This is a genomic window from Streptomyces sp. NPDC101191 (genome assembly GCF_044767915.1).
In the GTDB taxonomy this organism is placed as follows: Bacteria; Actinomycetota; Actinomycetes; order Streptomycetales; family Streptomycetaceae; genus Streptomyces.
The window spans coordinates 21,763-44,757 of sequence record NZ_JBIWOU010000013.1 but is presented as its reverse complement, the minus strand read 5'-3'; the positions used below and the strand labels follow the sequence as shown (position 1 = coordinate 44,757).

19 protein-coding genes are annotated in these 22,995 nt (G+C 72.5%); 11 read left to right on the top strand and 8 right to left on the bottom strand.

Going from position 1 to position 22,995, the window contains the following annotated elements; translation table 11 throughout:
* Positions 1–264: 264 nt before the first annotated feature.
* The 6 genes from ACIRQF_RS35055 to mscL all read left to right on the top strand — a co-directional run bounded on the left by ACIRQF_RS35055 (position 265) and on the right by mscL (position 6,030).
* The gene (locus ACIRQF_RS35055) at positions 265–1,779 is read left to right on the top strand and encodes a potassium/proton antiporter (RefSeq protein ID WP_376637077.1); all 1,515 of its coding nucleotides are present in this window, start codon (positions 265–267) and stop codon (positions 1,777–1,779) included.
* A 246-nt stretch (positions 1,780–2,025) separates the two neighbouring features.
* Entirely contained in the window at positions 2,026–3,306 is a 1,281-nt protein-coding gene (locus tag ACIRQF_RS35050) for an MFS transporter (RefSeq protein ID WP_403527225.1), read from the top strand.
* Positions 3,307–3,374: 68 nt separating this feature from the next.
* Entirely contained in the window at positions 3,375–3,695 is a 321-nt protein-coding gene (locus ACIRQF_RS35045; protein WP_376637079.1) for an FmdB family zinc ribbon protein, read from the top strand.
* A 91-nt stretch (positions 3,696–3,786) separates the two neighbouring features.
* Positions 3,787–4,647: an S-methyl-5'-thioadenosine phosphorylase gene (locus tag ACIRQF_RS35040; protein ID WP_404098679.1), complete on the top strand. Its 861-nt coding sequence runs from the start codon at positions 3,787–3,789 to the stop codon at positions 4,645–4,647.
* Positions 4,648–4,869: 222 nt separating this feature from the next.
* On the top strand, positions 4,870–5,403 hold the full coding sequence (locus tag ACIRQF_RS35035; protein WP_382482780.1) for a hypothetical protein: 534 nt from the start codon (positions 4,870–4,872) through the stop codon (positions 5,401–5,403).
* Between the two features lie 114 nt (positions 5,404–5,517).
* Entirely contained in the window at positions 5,518–6,030 is a 513-nt protein-coding gene (gene mscL, locus ACIRQF_RS35030; RefSeq protein WP_376637082.1) for a large conductance mechanosensitive channel protein MscL, read from the top strand.
* Between the two features lie 19 nt (positions 6,031–6,049).
* Here the strand turns inward: mscL and ACIRQF_RS35025 are convergent, their stop codons facing one another.
* The 7 genes from ACIRQF_RS35025 to ACIRQF_RS34995 form a co-directional block, all read right to left on the bottom strand.
* Positions 6,050–6,265, bottom strand: a complete 216-nt coding sequence (locus ACIRQF_RS35025) for a hypothetical protein (protein WP_376637083.1) — start codon at positions 6,263–6,265, stop codon at positions 6,050–6,052.
* Positions 6,266–6,322: 57 nt separating this feature from the next.
* Complete coding sequence (locus ACIRQF_RS35020; protein ID WP_382482779.1) at positions 6,323–6,742, bottom strand: hypothetical protein; 420 nt, start codon at positions 6,740–6,742, stop codon at positions 6,323–6,325.
* The gene (locus tag ACIRQF_RS35015) at positions 6,739–7,413 is read right to left on the bottom strand and encodes a Rieske (2Fe-2S) protein (protein ID WP_404098833.1); all 675 of its coding nucleotides are present in this window, start codon (positions 7,411–7,413) and stop codon (positions 6,739–6,741) included. The genes ACIRQF_RS35020 and ACIRQF_RS35015 overlap by 4 nt, the downstream gene beginning before the upstream one ends.
* Before the next feature lie 62 nt (positions 7,414–7,475).
* Positions 7,476–8,075 (bottom strand): 4Fe-4S dicluster domain-containing protein, encoded by a 600-nt coding sequence (locus ACIRQF_RS35010; RefSeq protein WP_376637086.1) that lies wholly within the window; start codon positions 8,073–8,075, stop codon positions 7,476–7,478.
* Between the two features lie 7 nt (positions 8,076–8,082).
* Positions 8,083–10,392, bottom strand: a complete 2,310-nt coding sequence (locus ACIRQF_RS35005; RefSeq protein ID WP_404098674.1) for a molybdopterin oxidoreductase family protein — start codon at positions 10,390–10,392, stop codon at positions 8,083–8,085.
* Complete coding sequence (locus ACIRQF_RS35000; protein WP_404098671.1) at positions 10,389–11,552, bottom strand: MFS transporter; 1,164 nt, start codon at positions 11,550–11,552, stop codon at positions 10,389–10,391. Before ACIRQF_RS35000 ends, ACIRQF_RS35005 begins: the two co-directional genes overlap by 4 nt.
* A gap of 272 nt (positions 11,553–11,824) precedes the next feature.
* Complete coding sequence (locus ACIRQF_RS34995; protein ID WP_382482775.1) at positions 11,825–13,249, bottom strand: MFS transporter; 1,425 nt, start codon at positions 13,247–13,249, stop codon at positions 11,825–11,827.
* A gap of 662 nt (positions 13,250–13,911) precedes the next feature.
* Between ACIRQF_RS34995 and ACIRQF_RS34990 the strand changes: the two genes are divergently transcribed.
* The 5 genes from ACIRQF_RS34990 to ACIRQF_RS34970 all read left to right on the top strand — a co-directional run bounded on the left by ACIRQF_RS34990 (position 13,912) and on the right by ACIRQF_RS34970 (position 21,342).
* Entirely contained in the window at positions 13,912–15,084 is a 1,173-nt protein-coding gene (locus tag ACIRQF_RS34990) for a low temperature requirement protein A (RefSeq protein ID WP_404098669.1), read from the top strand.
* A gap of 117 nt (positions 15,085–15,201) precedes the next feature.
* A complete protein-coding gene (locus ACIRQF_RS34985; RefSeq protein WP_404098666.1) occupies positions 15,202–18,054 on the top strand; it encodes a BTAD domain-containing putative transcriptional regulator in 2,853 nt (950 codons plus the stop codon).
* A 188-nt stretch (positions 18,055–18,242) separates the two neighbouring features.
* The gene (locus ACIRQF_RS34980) at positions 18,243–19,046 is read left to right on the top strand and encodes an SDR family oxidoreductase (RefSeq protein ID WP_404098664.1); all 804 of its coding nucleotides are present in this window, start codon (positions 18,243–18,245) and stop codon (positions 19,044–19,046) included.
* A gap of 259 nt (positions 19,047–19,305) precedes the next feature.
* Complete coding sequence (locus ACIRQF_RS34975) at positions 19,306–20,391, top strand: P1 family peptidase (protein WP_389753928.1); 1,086 nt, start codon at positions 19,306–19,308, stop codon at positions 20,389–20,391.
* A 171-nt stretch (positions 20,392–20,562) separates the two neighbouring features.
* Positions 20,563–21,342 (top strand): DUF6227 family protein, encoded by a 780-nt coding sequence (locus ACIRQF_RS34970; protein ID WP_376637093.1) that lies wholly within the window; start codon positions 20,563–20,565, stop codon positions 21,340–21,342.
* A gap of 92 nt (positions 21,343–21,434) precedes the next feature.
* Here ACIRQF_RS34970 and ACIRQF_RS34965 read toward each other — a convergent pair whose 3' ends face one another.
* Positions 21,435–22,958 carry an MFS transporter gene (locus ACIRQF_RS34965; RefSeq protein WP_376637094.1) on the bottom strand — a complete coding sequence of 508 codons (1,524 nt, stop codon included), beginning with the start codon at positions 22,956–22,958 and terminating at the stop codon, positions 21,435–21,437.
* Positions 22,959–22,995: the final 37 nt, after the last annotated feature.

The following is a 22,995-nucleotide window of genomic DNA, read 5'->3' as shown; positions in this document are numbered from 1 at the left end:
GTCCTTCGAGGGGCAGGGTGGTCCTGGAGTACGGGTGCAACCTTAGGCGCAGCGTCCAGAGGCACTGGACGCGGTGTCAGGAAGAGCACCGTACCTATACGTACTGAGGTGCGAAGAGACACCAAGGAGGCGTCAAGAAAGCGTTAAAGATTAGGTAAGGTAACGAAGTACCGGCGGCGGAGGAACGATCCGCCCGCACGTGAGGGGAAGGAACGGCCACTGACTGTCCACCAGCTCAACGAACTCCTGCTCATCTGCTCGCTCGTGCTGCTCGTCGCTGTCGCGGCGGTGCGGATCTCGTCCCGGAGCGGGCTCCCCAGCCTGTTGCTCTACCTCGGGATCGGGGTCGCCATCGGGCAGGACGGCATCGGCAACGTCGCCTTCGACAACGCCGAACTGACCCAGGTGATCGGCTATGCCGCACTTGTGGTGATCCTGGCCGAGGGTGGCCTGGGCACCAAGTGGAAGGAGATCAAACCCGCGTTGCCCGCGGCGGTCGTGCTCTCGACCGTCGGCGTCGCGGTGAGCGTGGGCATCACGGCCTCGGCCGCGCACTACCTCGTCGGCCTGGAATGGCGCCAGGCCCTCATCATCGGCGCAGTCGTCTCCTCCACCGACGCCGCCGCCGTCTTCTCCGTGCTGCGCAAGGTGCCACTGCCCTCCCGGGTCACCGGCATCCTGGAAGCCGAGTCCGGATTCAACGACGCCCCCGTCGTCATCCTCGTCGTCGCCTTCTCCACCGTCGGACAGGCCGACTCCTGGTACTTCCTCGTCGGCGAGATCGCACTGGAACTCGTGATCGGCGCCGCGGTCGGCCTCGCCGTCGGGTTCGTCGGCGCCTACGGGCTGCGCCACGTCGCCCTGCCCGCCTCCGGCCTCTACCCCATCGCCGTCATGGCCATCGCCGTCGTCGCCTACGCCGCCGGCGCCATGGCCCACGGCTCGGGCTTCCTCGCCGTCTACCTGGCCTCGATGGTGCTCGGCAACGCCAAGCTGCCCCACGCCCCCGCCAACCGGGGCTTCGCCGAGGGGCTCGGCTGGATCGCCCAGATCGGCATGTTCGTCCTGCTCGGCCTGCTCGTCACCCCGCACGAGCTGGTCCGCGACTTCTGGCCGGCGATCGTCATCGGCCTGGTCCTCACCGTGGTCGCGCGCCCCATGGAGGTCTTCACCAGCCTCCTTCCCTTCCGTCTCCCCTGGCGGGAGCAGGCCCTGCTGTCCTGGGCCGGCCTGCGCGGAGCCGTCCCGATCATCCTCGCCACGATCCCCATGGTCTCGGGGATCCAGGGCAGCGAGCGCGTCTTCAACATCGTCTTCGTGCTCGTCGTCGTTTACACCCTGGTCCAGGGCCCGACCCTGCCGTGGCTGGCCCGGGCCCTGGAGCTCGGGGACTCGGCCGAGGCCGCCGACCTGGGCGTCGAGTCGGCCCCGCTCGAGCGGCTGCGCGGCCACCTGCTGTCGGTGGCCATCCCCGAGGGCTCGAAGATGCACGGCGTCGAGGTCGCCGAGCTCCGGCTGCCCGCCGGCGCCGCCGTCACCCTGGTGGTCCGGGAGGACAGGAGCTTCGTCCCCGGACCCGCCACCGTGCTGCGGCGCGGCGACGAACTGCTCGTCGTCGCCACCGACCCGGTGCGGGACGCCGCCGAACGCCGGCTCCGGGCCGTCGGCCAGGGCGGAAAGCTGGCCGGCTGGCTGGGAACCGGCGGCGCCACCGCCGTCAGCGCCGCGGAGCCCCACCGGAGACCCCCTCGAAAGCCGTTCCGGCGAACCTCCGGTTAATCCCAGGCATTAATTCGGGCCCGGGGGCGTTTTCCCAGGCGGGAAGACGCCCTTCCCTGTACCATGAAGGCACACTTGATCGAACCAACTCTGCCTGACGCAGAGCTGGCGCGACCGTATGGCGGCCGAGGCGCCCTCCGCAGTGGGGCCCGGTATCTACCGCAGTTCCGCGCAAGAGGACAGCTCTCGGCGAAACCCGCACCACCGTGCTCGGGCGCGCTACCAGGCGGCAGAAAGGCCAGGACCGTGGCGTCCACGGTCGTCACCGAGAAGCGGCCCGGTTACGGACAGCTGCTGCGCACCCCCGGTGCTCTCTCCTTCCTGCTCCCGGGCTTCGCCGCCCGGCAGCCCTTCGCGATGCTCACCATCGGCATCGTCCTGCTCGTCCAGCACACCACCGGCTCCTACGGCAGCGCCGGTGCCGTCGCCGCCGTCACCGGCGTCTCCATGGCGCTGTTCGCCCCGCAGAGCGGCAAGCTCGCCGACCGCTTCGGCCAGCGGGCCGTCCTCATCCCCGGCGTGCTCGTCCACACCGCCTCCGTCTCCCTCCTCGTCGTGCTGGCCCTGGCCGGCGCCCCGCTGTGGGCACTGTTCCTCGCGGCCATCCCCTCCGGCGCCTCCGTGCCCCAGGTCGGTCCGATGGTCCGGGCCCGCTGGGCCGCCAAGCTGGACGGCACCCCTCTGATGCCGACCGCCGCCGCCTTCGAGTCGGTGACGGACGAGTTCACCTTCGTCGTCGGCCCGGTCCTCGCCACCGCCCTGTGCACCGGCGTCCACCCCGCCGCCGGCCTGATCGCCGAGGCCACGCTCACCCTGTTCGGCGGACTGTTCTTCGCCGCCCAGCGCCGCACCCAGCCCGCGCACGGCCTGGCCGCCGCGGCGGGCCAGGCGGACGGCGAGCCGCACCGCTCGGCCCTGTCCATCCCCGGTGTCCGCGTCCTCGCCATCGCCTTCCTCGGCATCGGCTCGGTCTTCGGCGGCATGCAGGTCTCCCTCACCGCCTTCTCCGAGGAGATCGGCAACCCCGGCGCCAACGGCCTGCTGTACGGCATCTTCGCCGCCGGCAACATGCTCGCCGGCATCGCCATGGGCGCCATCGCCTGGAAGACCGGCCCGCGCCGCCGCCTGTTCCTCGGCTACGCCGGTCTGACCGTCGCCGCCTCCCTTCTGTGGTCCGCCCACTCGGTAGTCCTGCTCGGCGCCCTCGGCCTGGTCGTGGGTCTGTGCATCGCCCCGGCCCTGATCACCGGCTACACGATCGTCGAGACCCTGGTCCCGGCGTCCTCCCGCACCGAGGCCTTCACCTGGCTGACCGGCGCCGTGGCGCTGGGCCAGGCGGCGGCCGTCACGGTCGCCGGCCGGCTGGCCGACGCCCATGGCTCCAGCACCGGATTCCTGGTGCCGATGGCGGGCACGGTGCTCGCTCTCGCCACCCTGGTCGCCCTGCGCTCGCGGCTCCGACCCCACGTGTCGAGCCGGGTCGCGGCACGTGGTATCGGTCACCGAGTCCCCGTGCCGGTGGACTGAACCCGCGGAATACGTCACTATGGATCGTCGTTAGCACTCGATGAGTGTGAGTGCCAGGAGGAAGACAAGTGCCGACCTACCAGTACCAGTGCACCGAGTGCGGCGAGGGCCTCGAGGCGGTGCAGAAGTTCACGGATGACGCTCTGACCGAGTGCCCGAACTGCGAGGGACGCCTCAAGAAGGTGTTCTCCGCGGTCGGCATCGTCTTCAAGGGCTCCGGCTTCTACCGGAACGACAGCCGTGGTTCGTCGTCCAGTAGCTCGCCGGCTTCGTCGAAGCCCTCCTCGTCTTCGGCGTCCTCTTCGTCGTCGTCCTCCTCTTCGGCGTCTTCCACGTCGTCGAGCACGACCTCGACCTCGACCTCGTCGAGCTCCACCTCGGCCGCCTGACCCAGGCGCCGCAGCACGTACCTGACGAATGCCCTGCCGATCCGCTCGGTGGGGCATTCGGCGTCTCACAGCGGCGGTTAGGGTGACGCCCATGGCGACCCAGACGACTGACGTGTTCGCGGACATCGGTGTGATCGGCGGCTCCGGGTTCTACTCCTTCCTGGACGATGTGACCGAGGTATCGGTCGACACCCCGTACGGCAGCCCCAGCGACTCCCTCTTCCTCGGCGAGATCGCCGGCCGACAGGTCGCCTTCCTGCCCCGGCACGGCCGCGGCCACCACGTGCCGCCGCACCGGATCAACTACCGCGCCAACCTCTGGGCCCTGCGCTCGGTGGGGGTGCGCCAGGTCCTCGGGCCGTGTGCGGTGGGCGGACTGCGCGAGGAGTACGGCCCCGGCACCCTCGTCGTGCCCGACCAGCTGGTCGACCGGACGAAGTCCCGCGCGCAGACCTTCTTCGACGGTGAACCGCTGCCGGAGGCCTGGGGCGGGGCCGTACCGAACGTGGTCCACGTGACCTTCGCCGACCCCTACTGCCCGGACGGGCGCCGCGTGGCCGTGAAGGCCGCCCGGGGACAGGGCTGGGAGCCGGTAGACGGCGGCACGATGGTCGTCATCGAAGGCCCCCGCTTCTCCACGCGCGCCGAGTCGCGCTGGCATGCGGCCGAGGGCTGGTCGGTGGTCGGCATGACCGGCCACCCCGAGGCCGTCCTCGCCCGGGAACTGGGACTCTGCTACACCTCCCTCGCACTGGTGACGGATCTGGACGCGGGCGCGGAGACCGGGGACGGCGTCTCCCACACCGAGGTCCTGCGGGTGTTCGGCGAGAACGTCGGCCGGCTGCGCGACGTGCTCTTCGACGCGGTGAGCGCGCTCCCCGCGACGGTCGACCGGGACTGCCTGTGCACCCAGGCCCACGCGGGGTGGGATCTGGGCATCGACCTGCCCTGAGCGACGCGAGCGGGGTGAGGCGCGGACCGCGACGCGAGGACCGATCTGCCTCCAGCGTCCTCGCCCCGCCCCACGGCCACAATCGCTCGCGGGGGTGAGCAAGTTGTCCACAACCGCCGGGTTGTCCACAGGCCCGAGCAGGATCGCGGCTCGTGCGGCACGGTGAGTGCGGTTCGCCGGAGGGTCCGGTGAACGGCCCGACTCACGACAGGTGGTTGCGCGATGGACACGAACTCCTGCCTCCCCCACACCCGCACCTCGGTCCCCCCGCCGTGCGGGGTTCCGCACTTCGACCCGCTGCGCGTGCGCGGCGGGAAGCTACGCCTGCGCAGGGCGTTGCGCCGCAGGCGGCGGGCGCCCGCCGCGGTTCTCGCGATGACCGCCGCCGCGCTCGCGGCGACCGGGGCGGCCGGAGCCGACGACCCGGTCCCGCAGCCGCCCCCACCGGCCCGGGAGCGGCATGTGCCGGCCGCCGCACCGCTCGTGTCCGCACCGGTGCGGATCGCGGACGCGGCGACGGTCCGGTTGCTGCAGCCCGGCGACCGGGTGGACGTGATCGCCGCTCCCCACTCCGGTCTCGGCGCGGGCGGCGAGGCCCGGGTGGTCGCCGCGGGCGCCCGAGTGGCCGAAGTGCCGCCCCCGGGTGAGACTCTTTCGGACGGTGGGGCCCTGGTCGTCCTGTCCGTTCCGCGGTCGACGGCGACAGCACTCGCCGGTGCGGGCATCACGTCACAACTGGCGGTGACACTGTGCTGATTCGCACTGACGACCTGTCAAGTAACCGTCCCGTGTGTACGGATTGGACGCTCCTGCGCCGCGCGCGGCGTAATGGCTCCGCACACAGGAGCACACGCGACGAAAGGCACCTCGGTGGCCGAGAAGAAGGAAAGCTTGCTGGGAGGCTTCAGGGCCTTCCTGATGCGTGGCAACGTGATCGACCTGGCGGTGGCCGTCGTCATCGGCGCCGCGTTCACCAATATCGTGAACTCGGTGGTCAAGGGCATCATCAACCCGCTCGTGGGAGCCTTCGGCACCAAGGACCTGGAGGGCTACTCGTCCTGCCTGAAGGACCCCTGCCGGGTGGTCGACGGCGAGATGCAGGGCATCCAGATCCAGTGGGGTCTGGTGCTCAGCGCCGTCCTCAGCTTCTTGATCACGGCGGCCGTCGTCTACTTCCTGATGGTCCTGCCGATGGCGAAGATCCTCGCGAAGCGGGCCGCGCACGAGAAGGCGAAGGAAGGCGTCCAGGAGACCCTGGAGGTCAGCGAGCTGGAAGTGCTCAAGGAGATCCGCGACCACCTGGTCTCGCAGCGCGGTCCCGTGAACCACACCGGCGTGGCCTCGAAGACCGGCGGCGGCACGGGGGCGCACTCCACCTCCTGACCGACGGCTCGCGTCGGTGTCAGAGGTGGTGCGGCGGCTTCTCGTCGAGGAAGCGCGCAAGGTCGGCGGCGCTGTCGCCGCCGGTGGGAGGCCGCTCGCCCCATCCACGGTCCGTATCGTCCGCGGACTGGCGGTCCAGCGGATCGTCGAAGATCAGTGCCGGCCTGGGTTCCGGGTTGGAGGCTGTGTCGGACTGCTTCGCTGCGCGCGGTCCGTGGGCGGGGGCGGTGCTCATGTATTCAGGTTACGCCCGAAGCACCGCACCGATCCCCGCTGATCTGCGGAATTCCGTTCAGCGGTCCTTCGGGTCGAGCAGCCAGAGGCCGAGGACGACGAGGAACGACAGGACCAGGAAGCCCGCTCCCCACCAGGCGGTGCCGGTGTCGCCGGACATCCACTCGTCGACGACGATCGTCAGGCCCCACAGTTGGCCGACGAGCACGGTGAGGGCGAGGGCCAGGCGAGCGGACAGCCTGGAGGAGCGCTCGGGTTCCTGGTCGGTGCCGGCGCCGGGGCCCGGACCGGTGTGGCGGACCCGGGGATCGCCGTAGCCGCTGGTGGGGCGGATCTGGGGGTAGCGATCGTGGACCGGGCGGTTGAGCCGGGGCTGGGCGCTGCCGGGGGTGTAGACGGGCCGCGGCGCAAGCTCCTGGGGGCTTCCGGTCTGGTGGCCGGGGGCGGCCGGGTCCTTGGGGAACGGTGTGTCGGTCATGTCCTGCGGCTCCTCTCCACGGCGCCGCGGGCTGAGGCACCGGGGCAGCCGAGGCGGTCGGCGAGGTCGGGGCGCTCCTGACCGAGCTGGCGGCACAGACCTTCCTGGACGCTCTCGCCGGAGCGGGTGGTGCCCACCGCCCAGACGCTGCCGTCGGCTTCCTCGACCAGGATCACCTTCGGGAGGGCGCGGGGCGGCGGGCCCGCGGTGACCTCGCCGGTGCGGGCGTCGAAAACTCCCTCGTGGCAAGGGCAGTACAGCTCGCCCTCGCTCCCACGGTCCTTGCGCCAGAGCACGGCGCAGGCGAGGTGGGTGCAGACGGCGGAGTAGCCGGCGAGGGTGCCGTCCTCCAGGCGGACGGCGACGGCGCGGTCCTCCTCGTCGGGATAGCGGAAGGCGACGGAGTCGCCGGGGAGGATCCGGTCGGCGATCCGCTTGGGTTCGGGGGATCCGTCGCTGTCACCGTGCCGGTGCAGGATTCCGGAGGCGACGCCGATGCCGCCGATCGCCAGGCCGCCGGAGACGGTGGCGACGATCCGCAGGTAGTCGCGGCGGGTGGTGAGGGAGTCGGCGGAGATGCGGTCGCGGAGGGCCGCCTGGGCCGCGTCGGCACGACCGGCGTCCGCGGGATCGACGCCCGCGGGATCGGCGCCCGCGGGATCGGTATCCATGGGGTCCGCGTCCGTGGGGTCCGAGGGGTCGGAGCCGTGGCCCGGGGGCTGCTCGGTGAGGCTCATCGGACATCCACTCCGTTGACTTCGACGATCGGCAGGCCGCCGGGGACCGGCCATTGGACCTTGTCGGCGGGGACGACCATCGCCACGCCGGTCGAGACGGTGGTGGAGCCGAAGGTGAAGGAGTCGGCGACCTGGACGCCGGGGCGCTCGGCGCGGAGCTCGTCGAGGGTCCCGTAGAAGAGGGCACCGGTGGGGCAGACGGTGGCGCACATGGGGGCGAGGCCGTAGGCGGTGCGGTCGTAGCAGAGGTTGCACTTCATCTGCAGCTTCGCCTGGAGGTCGATCTTCGGGACGCCGAAGGGGCAGGCGTTGACGCAGTTGGCGCAGCCGATGCAGCGGGTGGTGTCGGCCTGCTGGACCACGCCGTCCGCGGTCACCAGGATCGCGTCGGCCGGACAGACCTCGGCGCACGGGGCGACGGGGTCCTCGCAGTGCATGCAGACGGTGGGAAGGGAGGCGACGGAGTGCCCCTCGTCGGGGTAGTCGAGGTGGATCATCGACTTGCCGCGGTGCGAGTCGCATTCGCGGCAGGCGGAGACGCAGGCCTGGCAGCCGATGCAGCGGCCCGGGTCGATGAAGATCGTGCGGCCCATCATGGCGGCGTCAGCTCCTCTCCGAGGTGCCACGGCCCTGCGGGGACGTGGGCGGCAGGGGGTCGTCGCGGGAGACCTGGGTCGCGGGGTAGGCGACGTGGCCGGGGGCGGTGGGCGGCGCCGGCACCTCGTCGACGCGCTCGGCGGCCTCGATGCGGGCGGCGCAGACCTTGTACTCGGGGATCTTCGAGCGGGGGTCGAGGGCGTCGATGGTCAGCGCGTTGGCGGCGGTGGGCACGGGCCAGTGGTACGGGACGAAGACGGTGTCGGGGCGGATGGCCTCGGTGACCAGGGCGGGGAAGACCTCGCTGCCGCGCCGGGTGACCACGCGGACCGGGTCGCCGTTGCGGAAGCCGTGGGAGGGGTGGACCTCGACCCAGGGTCGCGGGGTCTGCTCGACGAGGGCGCCCAGGCGGCGGGTCTGGTTACCGGAGAGGAAGTGGGCGACGGTGCGTCCGGTGGTGAGCGAGAGGGGGTACTCCTCGCTGTACGGGTCCATGGGCGGGTGCCATTCGACGACCTGCAGATGGATCTTGCCGTCGGGGTGGTAGGTCCGGCCGTCCTCGAAGAGGCGGGGCGTGCCGGGGTGGTCGGTGGTGGGGCAGGGCCAGGCGATGCCGCCGGTCTCCTCGAGCCGCTCGTAGGTGATGCCGTAGTAGTTGTTGACCGTGCCGGCCGAGGCGATGCGGAGTTCCTCGAAGACGGACCGGGAGTCCGGGAAGGCGAACTTGTCGCCGGCTCCGAGCCGCCTGGCGAGCTCGCAGATCACCCAGGTGTCGGTGCGGACGCCGGCGGGAGGCTCCTGCGCCTTGTTGTGCTTGACGACCCGGGCCTCGGCGTTGGCCATGACCCCCTCGTCCTCGGCCCAGACGGTGACGGGGAAGACGACGTGCGCGTTGGCGGCGGTCTCGGAAAGGAAGAAGTCGAATTGGGCATGGAACTCGGTGGTGTCGTAGCCCTCCTTCACCGTGGCGTAGTGGGGGAGGGAGACGAAGGGGTTGTTGCAGATGCCGATGAGGCCGCGGATCTCGCGGCGCTGCATCTGCCAGACCATCTCCATCATGGAGGTGCCGGCGGGCGGGAGTTCGGACTCCTCGATGCCCCAGATCTCGCAGATCTGACGGCGGTGTTCGGGGTTGGAGATGGAGCGCCCGCCGGGCAGCAGGTCGGACTTCTGGCCGTGTTCGCGGCCGCCCTGGCCGTTGCCCTGGCCGGTGATGGTGCCGTAGCCGGCGCCGGGGCGGCCGATGTTCCCGGTGGCGACGCACAGGTTGATGATCGTCAGGCAGTTCTCGACGCCCTGGGAGTGGTGCTCGACGCCACGGGCGTGCCAGGCCATGGCCTTGCCCGCGCCGGCGAACATGCGGGCGACCTGGACGATCTGCTCCTCGGGGACGCCGCAGATCTGGGCGGAGCGGGCGGGCGGGTACGCGGCGACGGTCTTCTTCACGTCCTCCCAGCCGGTGGTGTGGGCGGCGAGGTAGGCCTCGTCGGTGAGGCCCTCGGCGACGACGACGTGGAGGACGGCGCTGAAGAAGGCGGAGTCGGTGCCGGGCTTGAGGGCGACGTGGATGTCGGCGGTGCGGGCGATGGCCGTCTCGCGCGGGTCGACCACGATGAGGGTGGCGCCGCGGTCACGGGCTCCCCACAGGTACTGGGTCATCACGGGGAAGCACTCCCCGACGTTGGAGCCGGCGATGAGCAGGCAGTCGGTGAGGAGGATGTCGGAGAAGGGGTTGCCGGCCCGGTCGATGCCGAAGGCGAGCTTGTTGGCCCCGGCGGCGGACACCATGCAGAGCCGGCCGTTGTAGTCGACGTGCCGGGTCTTGAGGGCGACGCGGGCGAACTTGCCGACGAGGTAGGTCTTCTCGGAATGGAGGCTGGCGCCGCCGAGCAGGCCGAAGGCGTCGTTGCCGTACTCGGCCTGGATGCGGCGGATCTCGGAGACGGTGAAGTCGAGGGCCTCGTCCCAGCTCGCCTCGCGGAAGGGCTCGTCGCGGTTGCGCCGGAGCAGCGGGCTGGTGAGCCGGTCGGGGTGGTTGACCTGCTGGTAGGCACTGATGCCCTTGGGGCAGAGCCGCATCCGGTTGATGTCGTGGTTGCGCGGCTCGACGCCGAAGACCTTGCCGCGGTGGTCGACGCGCAGATACATGCCGCACTGCACGCCGCAGAAGCAGCAGTGGGTGGGGACGAGGGTCTCGTTGTTCTGGTCGGCGTGCCAGCGGTCGGCGGGGATGCCGCCGGCGTCGCGGAAGTTGCGGGTGCCGGGTGGGGCGACGGAGGGGTCGAGGGGCGGTGGAGCGGGCAGCGGCGAGGTCACTTGAAGCCCTTCTTGACGTGGCTGAGGTAAGCGGTGCCCCGCAGGACGCGCTTGCACCGCGGGCAGTACTCGGCCCATTCGTCGAAGTCGAGCTTCAGGTCGCGCATGGTGCCCTGGAGGTTCTCGACGTAGGGGGCGGTGTCGATGGGTTGCCCGCAGCGGCGGCAGGCGAGGAGGCCGGAGTCGGCGGCGTCGGCGGCCGGCTGCCCGTCACGACGGCGGGCCGTGTACTTGAACAGCTGCATGCCGACGGCGGCGGGCCGCTGGACGATGTGGAAGAACTTCCCGAACGGGATGTAGATGAGGGTGAAGACCACCGACACCATGTGCAGGATCGCCAGGAACTCGTAGCCGCCGCCGTGCAGGAAGATCGAGGAGAAGGTGAGCAGCAGGCCGGTGACGGAGATGACGATGAGGGCGATCAGCGGGACCAGGTCGTAGGCGAAGCGCTGCCCGGTGATGGCTCCGCGGTCCTTCATCCGGCGCCAAAGGAAGTAGGCGGCTCCGGGGATGACGAGCACGGCGGCGATGTCCAGGCCGTGGAACATGAGCCAGCCGACGAAGTTCAGCGAGTCGAAGCCGAGGACCTTGAAGCCCCAGATCCGCATCTCGTAGCCGGGTCCCGAGCCGGTCGACGAGGTGAAGGTGAACCAGCCCCAGGTCAGCGGGAAGGTGATGAGGGCGGCGAGGATGCAGCCCCAGAAGATCAGCTGGTGGGCGGCCCAGCGGGCGTGCGAGCGGGCGCCGAGGAACTTCTGGAAGCCGAGGTAGGTGGCGATCATCCGGGGCAGGGCGGTGGGCGCACGGCGGAAGTTCCCGACGGAGAAGAAGGCACGCCAGCCCTGCTTGAACAGGCGCCGGGCGCCCGGTGCGGAGACCCACACGGTGTAGCGGTAGGCGACGCCGAAGGCGAGGAAGACGGTCGCCACCGCGTAGGGAAGGAGTGCCGAGTCGAAGTCGCGCAGCAGCCGGCTGCCGAGGACGATCGCGAGGATCAGCAGGAGGGAGACGGCAGCCCCGGCGACGGCGGCGCGACGGCGCACCTGGGCGGGGCTCTGCGGGGTCCGTTCGGCGGGGGCGGGCGACCGTTCGGCGGGGGCGGGCGTCGTTTCGGCGGGGGCCTGCTGGGGCTCGGCGGAGGCCTGCGGTGGCTCGATCACGCCGCCACCTTAGGTAGGTTTTTACCTCATTCGCCCGTTATATGGCACGGATGGGTGAGCGACGTCCTGCCGGGGCTCGGCCGCCGCCGGCTGCGCGAACACCCCCGGCCGCCAAGGGCGTCCGCAGGGATCGGACGGCCCGCGGGACTCGAACGACGTAGAGGCCGTGGGCCTGGTCGGCAAGGGTCACCGGCGGACGGCCGAAGGACCCGGCCCGGGTACGGGAGAAGGCCCGCCGTGGCAGGGCCTTCTCCATGGTCCGACGGGGACGGTCAGCTCGGCGCCTCGGCGCCCTTCCGGGCGTAGAACCACCAGGTCACGACCGTGCAGCTGACGTAGAAGCCGACGAATCCCCACATCGCGCTGGTCACGGCCACCGAGCCGAAGAGGGCCGGGATGAAGAAGAAGCCGTAGGCCGCGATGCCCGAGGTGAAGCCGGTGACGGCCCCGGACTCCATCTCCGCCTGCTTCAGCGCCCGGGCGTACTCCGGGGTGCCCTCCGTCAGCCCCTTCAGGTGGGTGCCGCGGAAGATGACCGGGATCTGCCGGAAGGTCGAGCCGTTGCCGATGCCGGAGAAGAAGAACGCCGCGAGGAAGCAGAGGAGGAAGCCGGGGAAGGAGCCGCCGTCACCGCCCGAGGGCAGGAAGGTGATCACACCGACGAGGGAGCCGGCCATGCCCACGAAGGAGAGGATCGTCACCCGCGCGCCGCCCCACTTGTCGGCGATCCAGCCGCCCGCCCACCGGGCGAGGGCGCCGACCGCCGGGCCCGTCCAGGCGTAGGTGGCGACCGAGTAGTCCGGGAACGTGGTCTTGATCAGCATCGGCAGGGCCGCGGCGAAGCCGATGAAGGAGCCGAAGGTGCCGACGTACAGCCAGGTCATCAGCCAGTTGTGCTTCCGCCTGAAGATGATCTTCTGGCGGCTGAACGGGGTGGAGGCGACCTTCAGGTCGTTCTGGCCGAACCAGGCGACGGCGGCCAGGACCAGCAGCACCGGGACCCAGACGAAGGCCGCGTTCTGCAGGTGGACCGGGGTGCCGTCGGCCTTGTGCTGGGCGGAGCCGATCGCGATCGTCGACCAGGTGATGACGATCGGGGTCAGCAACTGGACCGCTGAGACGCCCAGGTTGCCCAGGCCGCCGTTGATGCCGGTCGCGCTCCCCTTTCTGGCCTTCGGGAAGAAGAAGCCGATGTTGGCCAGGGAGGAGGCGAAGTTGGCGCCGCCGATGCCGCAGAGGGCGGCGATGGCGATCATCACGCCGTACGGGGTCGACGGGTCCTGGATCGCGATGCCGAGCCAGATCAGCGGCACGACGAGCACGAGCGTCGACAGGGCGGTGAAGCGGCGCTGCCCGATCATCGGGCCGAGGAAGGTGTAGAGGATCCGGGCGGTGCCGCCGGTCAGGCCGGGGACGGCCGTCAGCCAGAAGAGCTGGGAGGTGGAGAAGGCGAAGCCGACGTCCTTCAGGTCGGTCGCGGTGACCGACCACACCTGCCACACGACGAACGCGACGAGCAGCGCCGGCACCGCGATCCACAGGTTCCGGGCGGCGACCCTGTGCCCGATGGACTTCCAGAAGAGCTCGTTCTCCGGCTCCCAGTCCGTGATCGGCCTTCCGGGCCCGTACTGCCCCATGTCGTACGAGGCGGCTGCAGGCCCGCTCGTCGTTCTGCTGTCCTGGGCTACGGAACTCATGGCGCTTCCCTGACGTTTCGAGGGGTTCCTTGCTCTTCCAGGCTGTGCCGCGCACACGAGGTCCGTGAGAGTCGATGGTCGTCGACGCGGGCGGGCCTAGGTCCCGTCGGACCCGGGACGTTGCGCCGTCGGCGCCGCGGGGACCGCCCGTGCCGCCGCTCCCGGACAGCGCCGCCGCCTGCGGTTCGTCACCGACGGGCGGAGGCAGGGGCGGTTCCGCTGACGGGCGGAGGCGCGGGCGGTTCTGGTGACGGGCGGAGGCAGGGGGCGGGTCCGGTACGGCTACGGAAGCGCCGCCCCGGCGGAGGGGACTTGCGACCCTGCGGGAGGGGACCTGTGGCGGGCCGGCACGGCGGCCACGCGGACGTAGCGTGAGAGCCGGGGGGCCGCGGCGGCGAACGACACCGCCGCCGCGGCCCCGGACGGGGCGGGGGCGGGCCCGCCGGGGCGGGAGCGCGCGAACCGAGCCACCGCCGCGGCGCGAGGCCGGGGCGGGAGCGCGCGGACCGAGCCACTGCCGCGGCGCGAGGCCGGGGCGGTCGTCCGTGGGTGGCCGGGTCAGGGCGCGCGACCGGGCCGAGCCCCCGTGCCCGGGCCGTGGTGGTGCGGGCCCGTGGTGTCGGGGCTGTCGCCCCACCCGCTGATCTGGTGTTCTGTGGGGCATGACGCAACCCTTCCTCCCTCTCACCGCCCGTTCCCGTGACGAGGCGCACCGGGCAGCCACCCCGCTCGAGTTGTTCTTCGACCTCTGTTTCGTCGTCGCGGTCGCGCAGGCCGGAGCCGAGCTCGTGCACGCCGTGGCGGAGGGGCATGCCGGGTCCGGGATCCTGAACTACGCGATGGTCTTCTGGGCCATCTGGTGGGCGTGGATGAACTTCACGTGGTTCGCCTCGGCGTACGACAACGACGACGTGCTCTACCGCGTCGTCACGCTCGTCCAGATCGCCGGTGTGCTGATCCTCGCCGCCGGTGTCTCGCGCGCCTTCGAGGACCACGACTTCCTCGTCGTCTTCATCGGCTACGTCGTCATGCGGCTCGCCCTGTCCTCCCAGTGGCTGCGGGCCGCGCACCACGCGACCGACGCCGCCGAGCGGACGATGTGCCGGCGGTACGCGAGCGGGGTGATCGCCTGCCAGATCGGTTGGGTGGCACTGCTGCTGGTGCCGGAGGACGCCCGGCCGTGGGTCTTCCTCGTGATGGCGGTGGCCGAGATGGGCGTGCCCGTCTACGCGGAGAAGGACGTCACCACGCAGTGGCACCCGCACCACATCGCCGAGCGCTACGGCCTGTTCACCATCATCGTGCTCGGCGAGTCGATCGCGGCGGCGACGGTCGCCGTGAAGTCGGGGGTCACCGAGAACGACGCCCTCGGCGAGGTGCTGCCGATCGCCGCCGGTGGGCTGCTCATCGTCTTCGCCGCCTGGTGGATCTACTTCGTCGTGCCCGCGCACGACCGGCTCGCCTCGAACCGCCAGGGCTTCCTCTGGGGCTACGGCCACTACCTGATCTTCGCCTCGGCGGCAGCGATCGGCGCCGGCATCGAGATCGCCGTCGAGCAGGCGGTCGGCAAGGCGCACCTCTCGACACTCGCCGCGTCGTCCGCCGTGACCATCCCGACCGCCGTTTTCCTGCTGTGCGTGTGGCTGCTGCACGCCCGGTACTTCAAGGTCGGCATCGCCCAGCAGGCCGTGCTGCCGGTGTCGTCCCTGGCCATCCTCATGTGCACCTTCGCCGGGCACTGGGCGGTGCTCGCGGCCGGTCTCGTGGCCGCCGCCACAGTGGCGGTGGGGGTGACGCTGACGGCCACCAACCCGGCCACGCGCGGGACCGTGTGAGGCCCACGGGCCGGGGCGGGTGAGCCCTTCGGGGTCCCCACGCGGGTCCGTGGCCGTTCCTGTGCGGAAGCTCCGGGAGCTGCCGGGAGCGTCGCTCCGTGCGCCAGAATTCGTCGCATGATCTTCCGGGTTCTCGGTCCGCTCACCGTCGCCGGCGCCCCCGCCCCCGGCGGCCCCCGCGTCCGGGCCCTGCTGACGCTGCTGCTGCTCGACGCCGGCCGGATCGTCACCGCCGAGCGGCTCGTCGACGGCCTGTACGGGGACGAGCCCCCCGCGGGCGCGGCGAACGCCCTCCAGTCGCAGGTCTCGCGGCTCCGCCGGGTCCTGCCGGACGGGGTGGCCGTGGAGCACTCCCCCGCCGGGTACCGGCTGACCGGCGCCGGCCCCGACGACGTCGACGCCCTCCGCTTCGAGCGGCTGGTGCGGGAGGGCGCCCGGGCCGGGGCGGCCGGGGACCCCGTGGGGGCCGAGGGATGGCTGCGTGAGGCCCTCGCGCTGTGGCGGGGACCCGCCCTCGCGGACGTACGGGACGCCCCTTACGCGGACGGGCAGGTGGCCCGGCTCGACGCGCTGCGGACCGACGCCCTGGAGGAGTGGGCGGCGGCGCGGCTCGCCTCGGGCGGGGATCCGGTTCCGCTCGTACGGGAGTTGGCCGAGGCGGCGACGGCGCATCCGCTGCGCGAGCGGCTGCGGGCGCTCCAGATACGGGCGCTGGCCGGTGCGGGGCGGCAGGCCGAGGCGCTCGCCGTGTACGAGGAGGTGCGCGGGGCGCTCGCCGACGAGCTCGGCGCGGACCCGGCGCAGGAATTGGCGGAGGCGCACCTGGCGGTGCTGCGCGGGGAGCCGTCCGGGGCGGCTGCGGTCCGCCCGGCGCCCGTGGCCGGCCCCGGGCCCGTACGTCCCCCGGTGCCGCTGACCGACTTCGTCGGCCGGGAGGGCGAACGGGATCGGCTCGCCGCCCTGTTGACGGCGGCACGCCTGGTGACCCTGGTCGGCCCAGGCGGGGCGGGCAAGACGCGGCTGGCGCTGGAGGCGGCCACGGACGGGGCCGTCTTCGTGGACCTGGGGGCGGTGGGCCCCGGCGAGGTGGCGGGGGCGTTCGCCCGGGCTCTCGGGGTGCGGGACGCGGCCCCGGACCGGCTCGTCCAGGCCCTCGCGGACCGGCCGGTGCTGCTCGTGGTCGACAACTGCGAGCACGTGGTGACGGAGGCTGCCGTGCTCGTACGGCAGTTGCTGGCGGGCTGCCCGGACCTGCGGGTGCTCGCCACCAGCCGGGAGGCGCTCGGCGTCACGGGCGAGTCGCTGCTGCCGCTCGCCGCCCTGGCGCCCCGGGCGGCGGAGGAGCTGTTCGTACGGCGCGGGGCCGCGGCCCGGCCCGGATTCACCGGGCACGCACGCGTGCCGGAGATCTGCGCCGCCCTGGACGGGCTGCCGCTGGCCCTGGAACTGGCGGCCGCCCGGCTGCGCACGCTCACCGCCGACGAACTGGCGGACCGCCTCGGTGACCGCTTCCGCCTGCTGTCCCGTGGCGACCGCACGGCACCCGAGCGGCACCGGACGCTCGCCGCCGTCGTCGAGTGGAGCTGGGAGCTGCTGACCGAGGAGGAACGCACCCTGGCGGCCCGGTTGTCGGTCTTCCGCGGCGGCGCGACGACGGAGGCCGTGGCCCGGGTCTGCGGGCTCGACACCGCGGACGCGGAGGACCTGCTGGTCTCGCTGACGGAGAAGTCCCTGGTGGAGCGACTGCTGACGGAGACGGCGGGAGCCACGGGGGCGCCGGGGACGGCGGGGACGGAGGGGACGCCGACCTCGGGGACACCGACCTCCAGGACGCCGACCTCGGGGACGCCCGCCTCGGGGACGGCTTCCGCAGAGACGGCTTCCGCAGGGACGGTGACAGCAGGGTCCGGGGTGGCGGTGCCGGGGTCGGAGGCCTTCGGGACAGACGACGAGGGACTCGGAGTAGGCGGGCTCGGAGTCGGGCACGGTGTCGACGGGCGGTACCGGATGCTGGAGACCGTCCGCGCCTACGCGGCCGGCCGGTTGCCCGCCGCCGATCCCGCGCACGCGGCCCACACCGCCCACTGTCTCCGCCTCGCCCGCGCCGCCGACCCCGAGCTGCGCGGCGCGGCCCAGCAGGCCTGGCTGGCCCGACTCGACGCCGAGGAGCCGAACCTGCGCGCGGCCCTGCGCCGCGCCTCCCCGGAGGACGGGCTGCGGCTCGTGGCGGCGCTCACGCCGTACTGGTGGCTGCGCGGACTGCGCGGGCAGGTCGCGGTGCTCGCGGCGGAACTGCTGGGCGCCGTCGAGCGGGCGGGCCTCACCGGCGCACAGGACCTCGGCGAGGAGTACGCGCTGTGCGTACTGGCCGCCGGGGCACGGGACGAGGAGCGGATCGCACGGGCCAGGGCACTGCTGACCGAGCGTACGGAGCCCCTGCGGCAGCCCTTCACCGCTTTCCTGTGGGCCACGACCGTCGGCCCCGAGGCACGGCTCCCCGTCCCCGACGACGCCTGGTCGCGCGCCCTCGACCTGGTCGGCCAGGGACATCTCGCGCTCGCGCGGGACGACGCGGCGACGGCGCGGGAGCGGCTCGCGGAGGCCCTGACGGAGTTCCGGGCGCTCGGGGAGCGCTGGGGGACGGCGACCGCCCTGGAGGGCCTCGCCGCCCTGTCCGCCGATCCGCTGCCACTGTTCGCCGAAGCCCTGGCCCTCTTCGAGTCGCTGGGGGTCGCCGAGGACATCGTCGACCTCCTCGGGCGCCGCGCCGCCGTCCACACGGCCGCGGGCGACGCGGACGCGGCCGCCGCCGACCTCGCCCGCGCGCGTGAGGTGGCACGCCGGGCGGGACTGCCGGACCCGATCGACCCCATGGACCCGACAGACCCGCCGGGCCCGCCGGGCCCGCAGGACCCGACAGGTCTGACAGGTCTGACAGATCAGAAAGATCTGACAGACCCGGCTGTCTGACGAGCACGGCCCGGCGGCCCCGCGCGGGGCTCGGGCGCCACCCCGCGCCGGCGCCCGTCAGCAGCGGTCAGCGCGCGGTGCGCGGGCCGTCAGCGGCCCCGGCCACTCTCCTTCCTGTCGAGGCGATCGCCCGGCAAGAACCCAGGACTCCGGGTCACGATCCGGACCCCGCCAAGGAGAGCCACACCATGCAGAGCACTGCTTCCACCGCCACCGGCACCGCCGCCCGCACCGCCCTGGTCACCGGCTCCTCGCGCGGCATCGGCCGGGCCGTCGCCCTGCGGCTCGCCCAGGACGGGCACGTCGTCGCCGTCCACTACGGCTCCGACGCGGTCGCCGCCCAGGAGACCGTCGACCTGATCCACACCGCGGGCGGCCGGGCCTTCGCCGTGGGCGCCGACCTCGGCACGCACGGGGGCGTGCTCGCCCTCGTCGAGGGCCTGCGGGCCGGGCTCGTCGCCCACACCGGCGACGCCGGACTCGACGTCCTCGTCAACAACGCGGCCGTCACCTCCTCCGGCGGGCACCTCCAGGACGAGACGGTCGAGCAGTTCGACCGGCTCTTCGCGGTCAACGTCCGCGCCCCGTTCTTCCTGGTCCAGAAGCTCCTCCCGGTCCTGCGCGACGGCGGCAGCATCGTCAACATCGGCTCCGCCGTCACCCGTATCTCGCTCTCCGACGAGCTGGCCTACGCGATGACCAAGGGCGCGATGGAGACGTTCACGCGCACCCTCGCCAACGTCGTCGGCGCGCGCCGGATCAACGTCAACACCGTGGCCCCCGGGCCGACGCAGACCGCCGGCCTGACGGCCGCCATGGCCGCCGTGCCGCAGCTGGAGGAGATGCTGATCGCGGGGCAGGCGCTGCCGTGGGTGGGCCAGCCCGAGGACATCGCCGACCCCGTCGCCTTTCTCGCCTCGCCGGACGGGCGCTGGATCACCGGCACGGTGGTCGACGCCTCGGGCGGCACGTACCTCGGCCCGAAGCGCTGACCCGGCCCCGGCACCCCGTACCGGCCCCGGCCCCGGCCCCGGCCCCACCGCTGCCCCATTGCCGGTGCCGGAGCCGAGACCCCAGCCACCCGGACCCCGTCACCCAGCCACCCGGCCCCCCTCACCCAGCCCCCCGGACCCCCGCACCCCGCACCCCGCACCGAGATCCGACCATCCCCGCCTCACCCTGCCCAGCCCCCCACATCCGTGCTACGCAGGAGGGGTGGCCGAACACGAGAACGACGCAGCCCGGAGCCCCCTGACCTCGCGTGAGGCGCTGCCCCACGGCGCGCCGCCCCCGCACGACGCCCTCACGGACGTGGCCGGTCTCCGGGTCGGGCACGCCCGGGTGCGGGGGCCCGGGGCGCTGTCCGGTACGACGGTGGTGCTCGCCCCGGAGGGCGGGGCGGTGGCCGCCGTCGACGTACGGGGCGGGGGGCCGGGCACCCGGGAGACGGACGCGCTCGACCCGCGCAACCTGGTCCAGCGGATCGACGCCGTGGTGCTGACCGGCGGCAGCGCGTACGGCCTCGACGCGGCCGCCGGGGTGATGGCCTGGCTGGAGGAGCAGCGCCGCGGGGTGCGGGTCGGCCCGGATCCGGCGCACGTGGTGCCGGTCGTGCCGGCCGCCTGTGTCTTCGACCTGGGCAGGGGCGGCGACTTCAAGGCCCGCCCCGACGCGTCGACGGGCCGGGCCGCGGTGGAGGCGGCGGCCGCGAGCGGGACGCACGCGCCCGTGGAGACGGGCGCGGTGGGCGCGGGCACGGGAGCGGTGGTCGGCGGTCTGAAGGGCGGGGTGGGGACGGCGAGCACGGTCCTGGAGTCGGGGATCACGGTCGCCGCGCTGGTCGTCGTGAACGCGGTCGGCTCGGCGGTGGATCCGGAGACGGGCGTGCCGTACGGCGCTTTCTTCACGCCCGGCGTACGCCCCTCCTACCCCGACCCGGCGGTGCACGAGGCGGCGCTGCGGCGGCTCGCGGACGCTCGGGCGAAGGCGGCCCCACCGCCCCTGAACACCACTCTCGCGGTGGTCGCGACGGATGCCGCGCTGACGCGCGCTCAGGCGCAGAAGCTCGCGGGGACGGCGCACGACGGCATCGCACGCGCCGTCCGTCCGGTGCATCTCCTCAATGACGGCGACACCGTCTTCGCCCTCGCGACGGGGGCGCGCGAACTGCCCTCCGCTCCGGGTCCGCTCGCCCTCAACGAGGTCCTCGCGGCGGGCGCGGACACCGTCACACGGGCCATCGTCCAGGCCGTTCTCGCACCGTCCGCCGGGGCCTCGGGGCCGGTCGGGGACTTCCCCGCGTACCGGGAGCTGTACGGCGCCGCGTCCGACGGCTAGCTCTGGCCACCGACTGCCGGTATACCAAGGAGAGTTGACGGACACGCGTAGGGGGCGCGGGAACTCCGTGCGCGCCCCCGTTCGTTTTCCCGAACGCCGGACACGATGTCAGACCCAGGGACTACGTTTAGCAAGCAGCAAGTGACATGCGGCGACGGCCTGGAGACCCCCTTGAACGATCCACTGGATCCTTCTCACGATCCGTACGAGACGACCGAGACCCACCTTGAGCGACTCCTCGGCCGGGCGCTCAACTCCTTCGACCTGCCCGACTCCACGATCGAGCGCCTGGAGACGGCGCTGGCCCACTCCAGCACCCTGTACTCCTCGCACCACAGCGCGTCGCTGCACCGCACCACCTACCGCCACACCTATCTGCTCCCCGACGGCACGGCGCTCAGCCTCTGGGAGCTGGTGCACAACTCCGGCCGGGGCGGCACCGACCAGCACGAGCTGTACGTGGAGGAGTCCGAGGCCCGGCTCGCCGCGTCCCGGCTGCCGGCCGGCCCCTCGCTCGGCTGGACGGTGGAACGCGCCGACGGCTCCCCGTCCGACGAGAACGACGACCTGGAGCTGCTGAGCGCGCTGCTCGCCCGCCCGATACCCGCGCAGCCCCGGATGTACGTGCAGGACAACTCCGCGGACCACGCCCGCCGGGTGCTGCGCCGCGCGGAGAACGCGGACCGGCCGGGCGAGGCCACCGCCCGCCGGCTGCGGCTCGCGTTCGCGCACCACATCACGCAGGCGTTCGGGCGCCGGTGTGCCGCGGAGGGTGGCCGGGACGCCGGCTTCACCCTCTACGAGCACCAGTTCCTGCTCCTCGACGGCAGTGAGCTGAGCCTGTGGGAGGTCGAGCACACGGCGACCCCGGACGGCCGCCACATGTGCGAGGTGTACGAGGACGAGCGCGCCGCCCGCGGGGCGATGGAGGCGCGTTCCCGGGTGCGCTGACCCCGGCTCGGCGAGAGGAACGAAGGGCCCCGGCCCCGGGATCGTGTCCCGGGGCCGGGGCCCTTCGTCGAGCGTGCGCCGTGGGCGGGTGCTCAGGAGGCGGCCAGCGCCGGCTCCTTCTCGACGGCGACCGGCTCCTCGTCGGTGCCGCCCTCGAGGTGCTGCTTCGGCTTCGCCGGCAGGGCGAACATCACGAGGAAGATGCCGCCGAGGACGACCGCCGCCCAGACGAGGGAGTTCTGGAAGGCGTCCGTGAACGCCGCCGCGTTCGCCGCCGCCGAGGTGATCGGCTGCCGGTCGTCGACGACGCCGAAGAAGACCACCGAGACCAGGCCGAGGCCGAGCGCGTTACCCATCTGCCCGGTGGTGTTGATGAGACCCGAGGCCGAACCGGCGTGCTCGCGCGGCACGTCCGACAGCACCGCGTCCGTCAGCGGGGCCACGATCAGGCCCATGCCCAGACCCATCACGACGAGGGGCAGGATCATCTGCCAGGGGGCGATGTCCGCTCCGTAGCGGCCGGCCACCAGGAAGTAGAGGAGGATGCCCGCCGCCATCGTCAGGGCGCCCGCCTGGAGCACCTTGCGGCCGAAGCGCGGCACCAGCTGCTGCACCGACAGACCCGCCGCCGTGGAGACCGCGATCGAGAACGGCACACCGGTCAGGCCCGCCTTCAGCGGGGTCCAGCCGAGGCCGATCTGCATGTAGAGCGTCCACACCAGGAAGAAGATGCCCATCACGACGCCGAAGGTCAGCTGCACCGCGATGCCCGCCGCGAAGGACTTGACCTTGAAGAGCGACAGCTCGATCAGGGGCGAGCCGTCCTTCTTCGTCTTGTACTTCTCGTACGCGACGAGCGCGCCGAAGACGACGAGGCTGCCGGCCATCATCAGGTGGCCCCACAGCGGCCAGCCGAGTTCGCGGCCGCGGGTCAGCGGGTAGATCAGCATGAGCAGGCCGATCGTCACCAGGGCCACGCCGACCATGTCGAGACGGAGCGCCTGCGGCGCCCTGGACTCGGTGATGAAGCGACGACCGAGGACGAGCGCGGCGACGCCGACCGGCAGGTTGATGAGGAAGATCGGGCGCCACTCCAGGCCCGCGACGTTCCACTGGGTGAGCAGCGCGCCCAGCAGCGGTCCGGAGACCGCGCCCAGGCCGATGATCGCGCCGAACATGCCGAAGACCTTGCCCCGCTCGTGTGCCGGGAAGGTGACGTGCACGATCGACAGGACCTGCGGCACCATCAGCGCCGCGGCCGCGCCCTGGAGCAGACGGGAGCCGACGAGCATCTCCTGGTTGGCGGCGACGCCGCAGAGCGCGGAGGCGAGGGTGAAGCCCGCGGTGCCGACGAGGAAGAGGCGCTTGCGGCCGTAGATGTCACCGAGCCGGCCGCCGGTGATGAGGCCCGCGGCGAAGGCGAGCGCGTAACCGGCGGTGATCCACTGGATCGCGCCGAAGGTGGCACCCAGGTCCCGCTCGATGCTGGGGATCGCGATGTTGACGATCGTGGCGTCGACCAGGTCCATGAAGGCGGCGGTCATGACGATGGCGAGGGCGATCCAGCGCCGCCGATCCGTGGGAGCCGCATCCATGACGGCGTCGTGTGAACTCATGGGAAGAAAGTAGAGGCCATATAGGTCAGCTCATGTC

What these genes read in the sequence shown, in the direction of transcription:
- ACIRQF_RS34990 (WP_404098669.1), top strand. Translation starts at nt 13,912, where the DNA reads ATGACGCAACCCTTCCTCCCTCTCACCGCCCGTTCCCGTGACGAGGCG.
- ACIRQF_RS34965 (WP_376637094.1), bottom strand. Translation starts at nt 22,958, where the DNA reads ATGAGTTCACACGACGCCGTCATGGATGCGGCTCCCACGGATCGGCGG.
- ACIRQF_RS35010 (WP_376637086.1), bottom strand. Translation starts at nt 8,075, where the DNA reads ATGATGGGCCGCACGATCTTCATCGACCCGGGCCGCTGCATCGGCTGC.
- ACIRQF_RS35035 (WP_382482780.1), top strand. Translation starts at nt 4,870, where the DNA reads ATGGACACGAACTCCTGCCTCCCCCACACCCGCACCTCGGTCCCCCCG.
- ACIRQF_RS34985 (WP_404098666.1), top strand. Translation starts at nt 15,202, where the DNA reads ATGATCTTCCGGGTTCTCGGTCCGCTCACCGTCGCCGGCGCCCCCGCC.
- ACIRQF_RS35025 (WP_376637083.1), bottom strand. Translation starts at nt 6,265, where the DNA reads ATGAGCACCGCCCCCGCCCACGGACCGCGCGCAGCGAAGCAGTCCGAC.
- ACIRQF_RS35020 (WP_382482779.1), bottom strand. Translation starts at nt 6,742, where the DNA reads ATGACCGACACACCGTTCCCCAAGGACCCGGCCGCCCCCGGCCACCAG.
- ACIRQF_RS34995 (WP_382482775.1), bottom strand. Translation starts at nt 13,249, where the DNA reads ATGAGTTCCGTAGCCCAGGACAGCAGAACGACGAGCGGGCCTGCAGCC.
- ACIRQF_RS35015 (WP_404098833.1), bottom strand. Translation starts at nt 7,413, where the DNA reads ATGGATACCGATCCCGCGGGCGCCGATCCCGCGGGCGTCGATCCCGCG.
- ACIRQF_RS34980 (WP_404098664.1), top strand. Translation starts at nt 18,243, where the DNA reads ATGCAGAGCACTGCTTCCACCGCCACCGGCACCGCCGCCCGCACCGCC.
- ACIRQF_RS35040 (WP_404098679.1), top strand. Translation starts at nt 3,787, where the DNA reads ATGGCGACCCAGACGACTGACGTGTTCGCGGACATCGGTGTGATCGGC.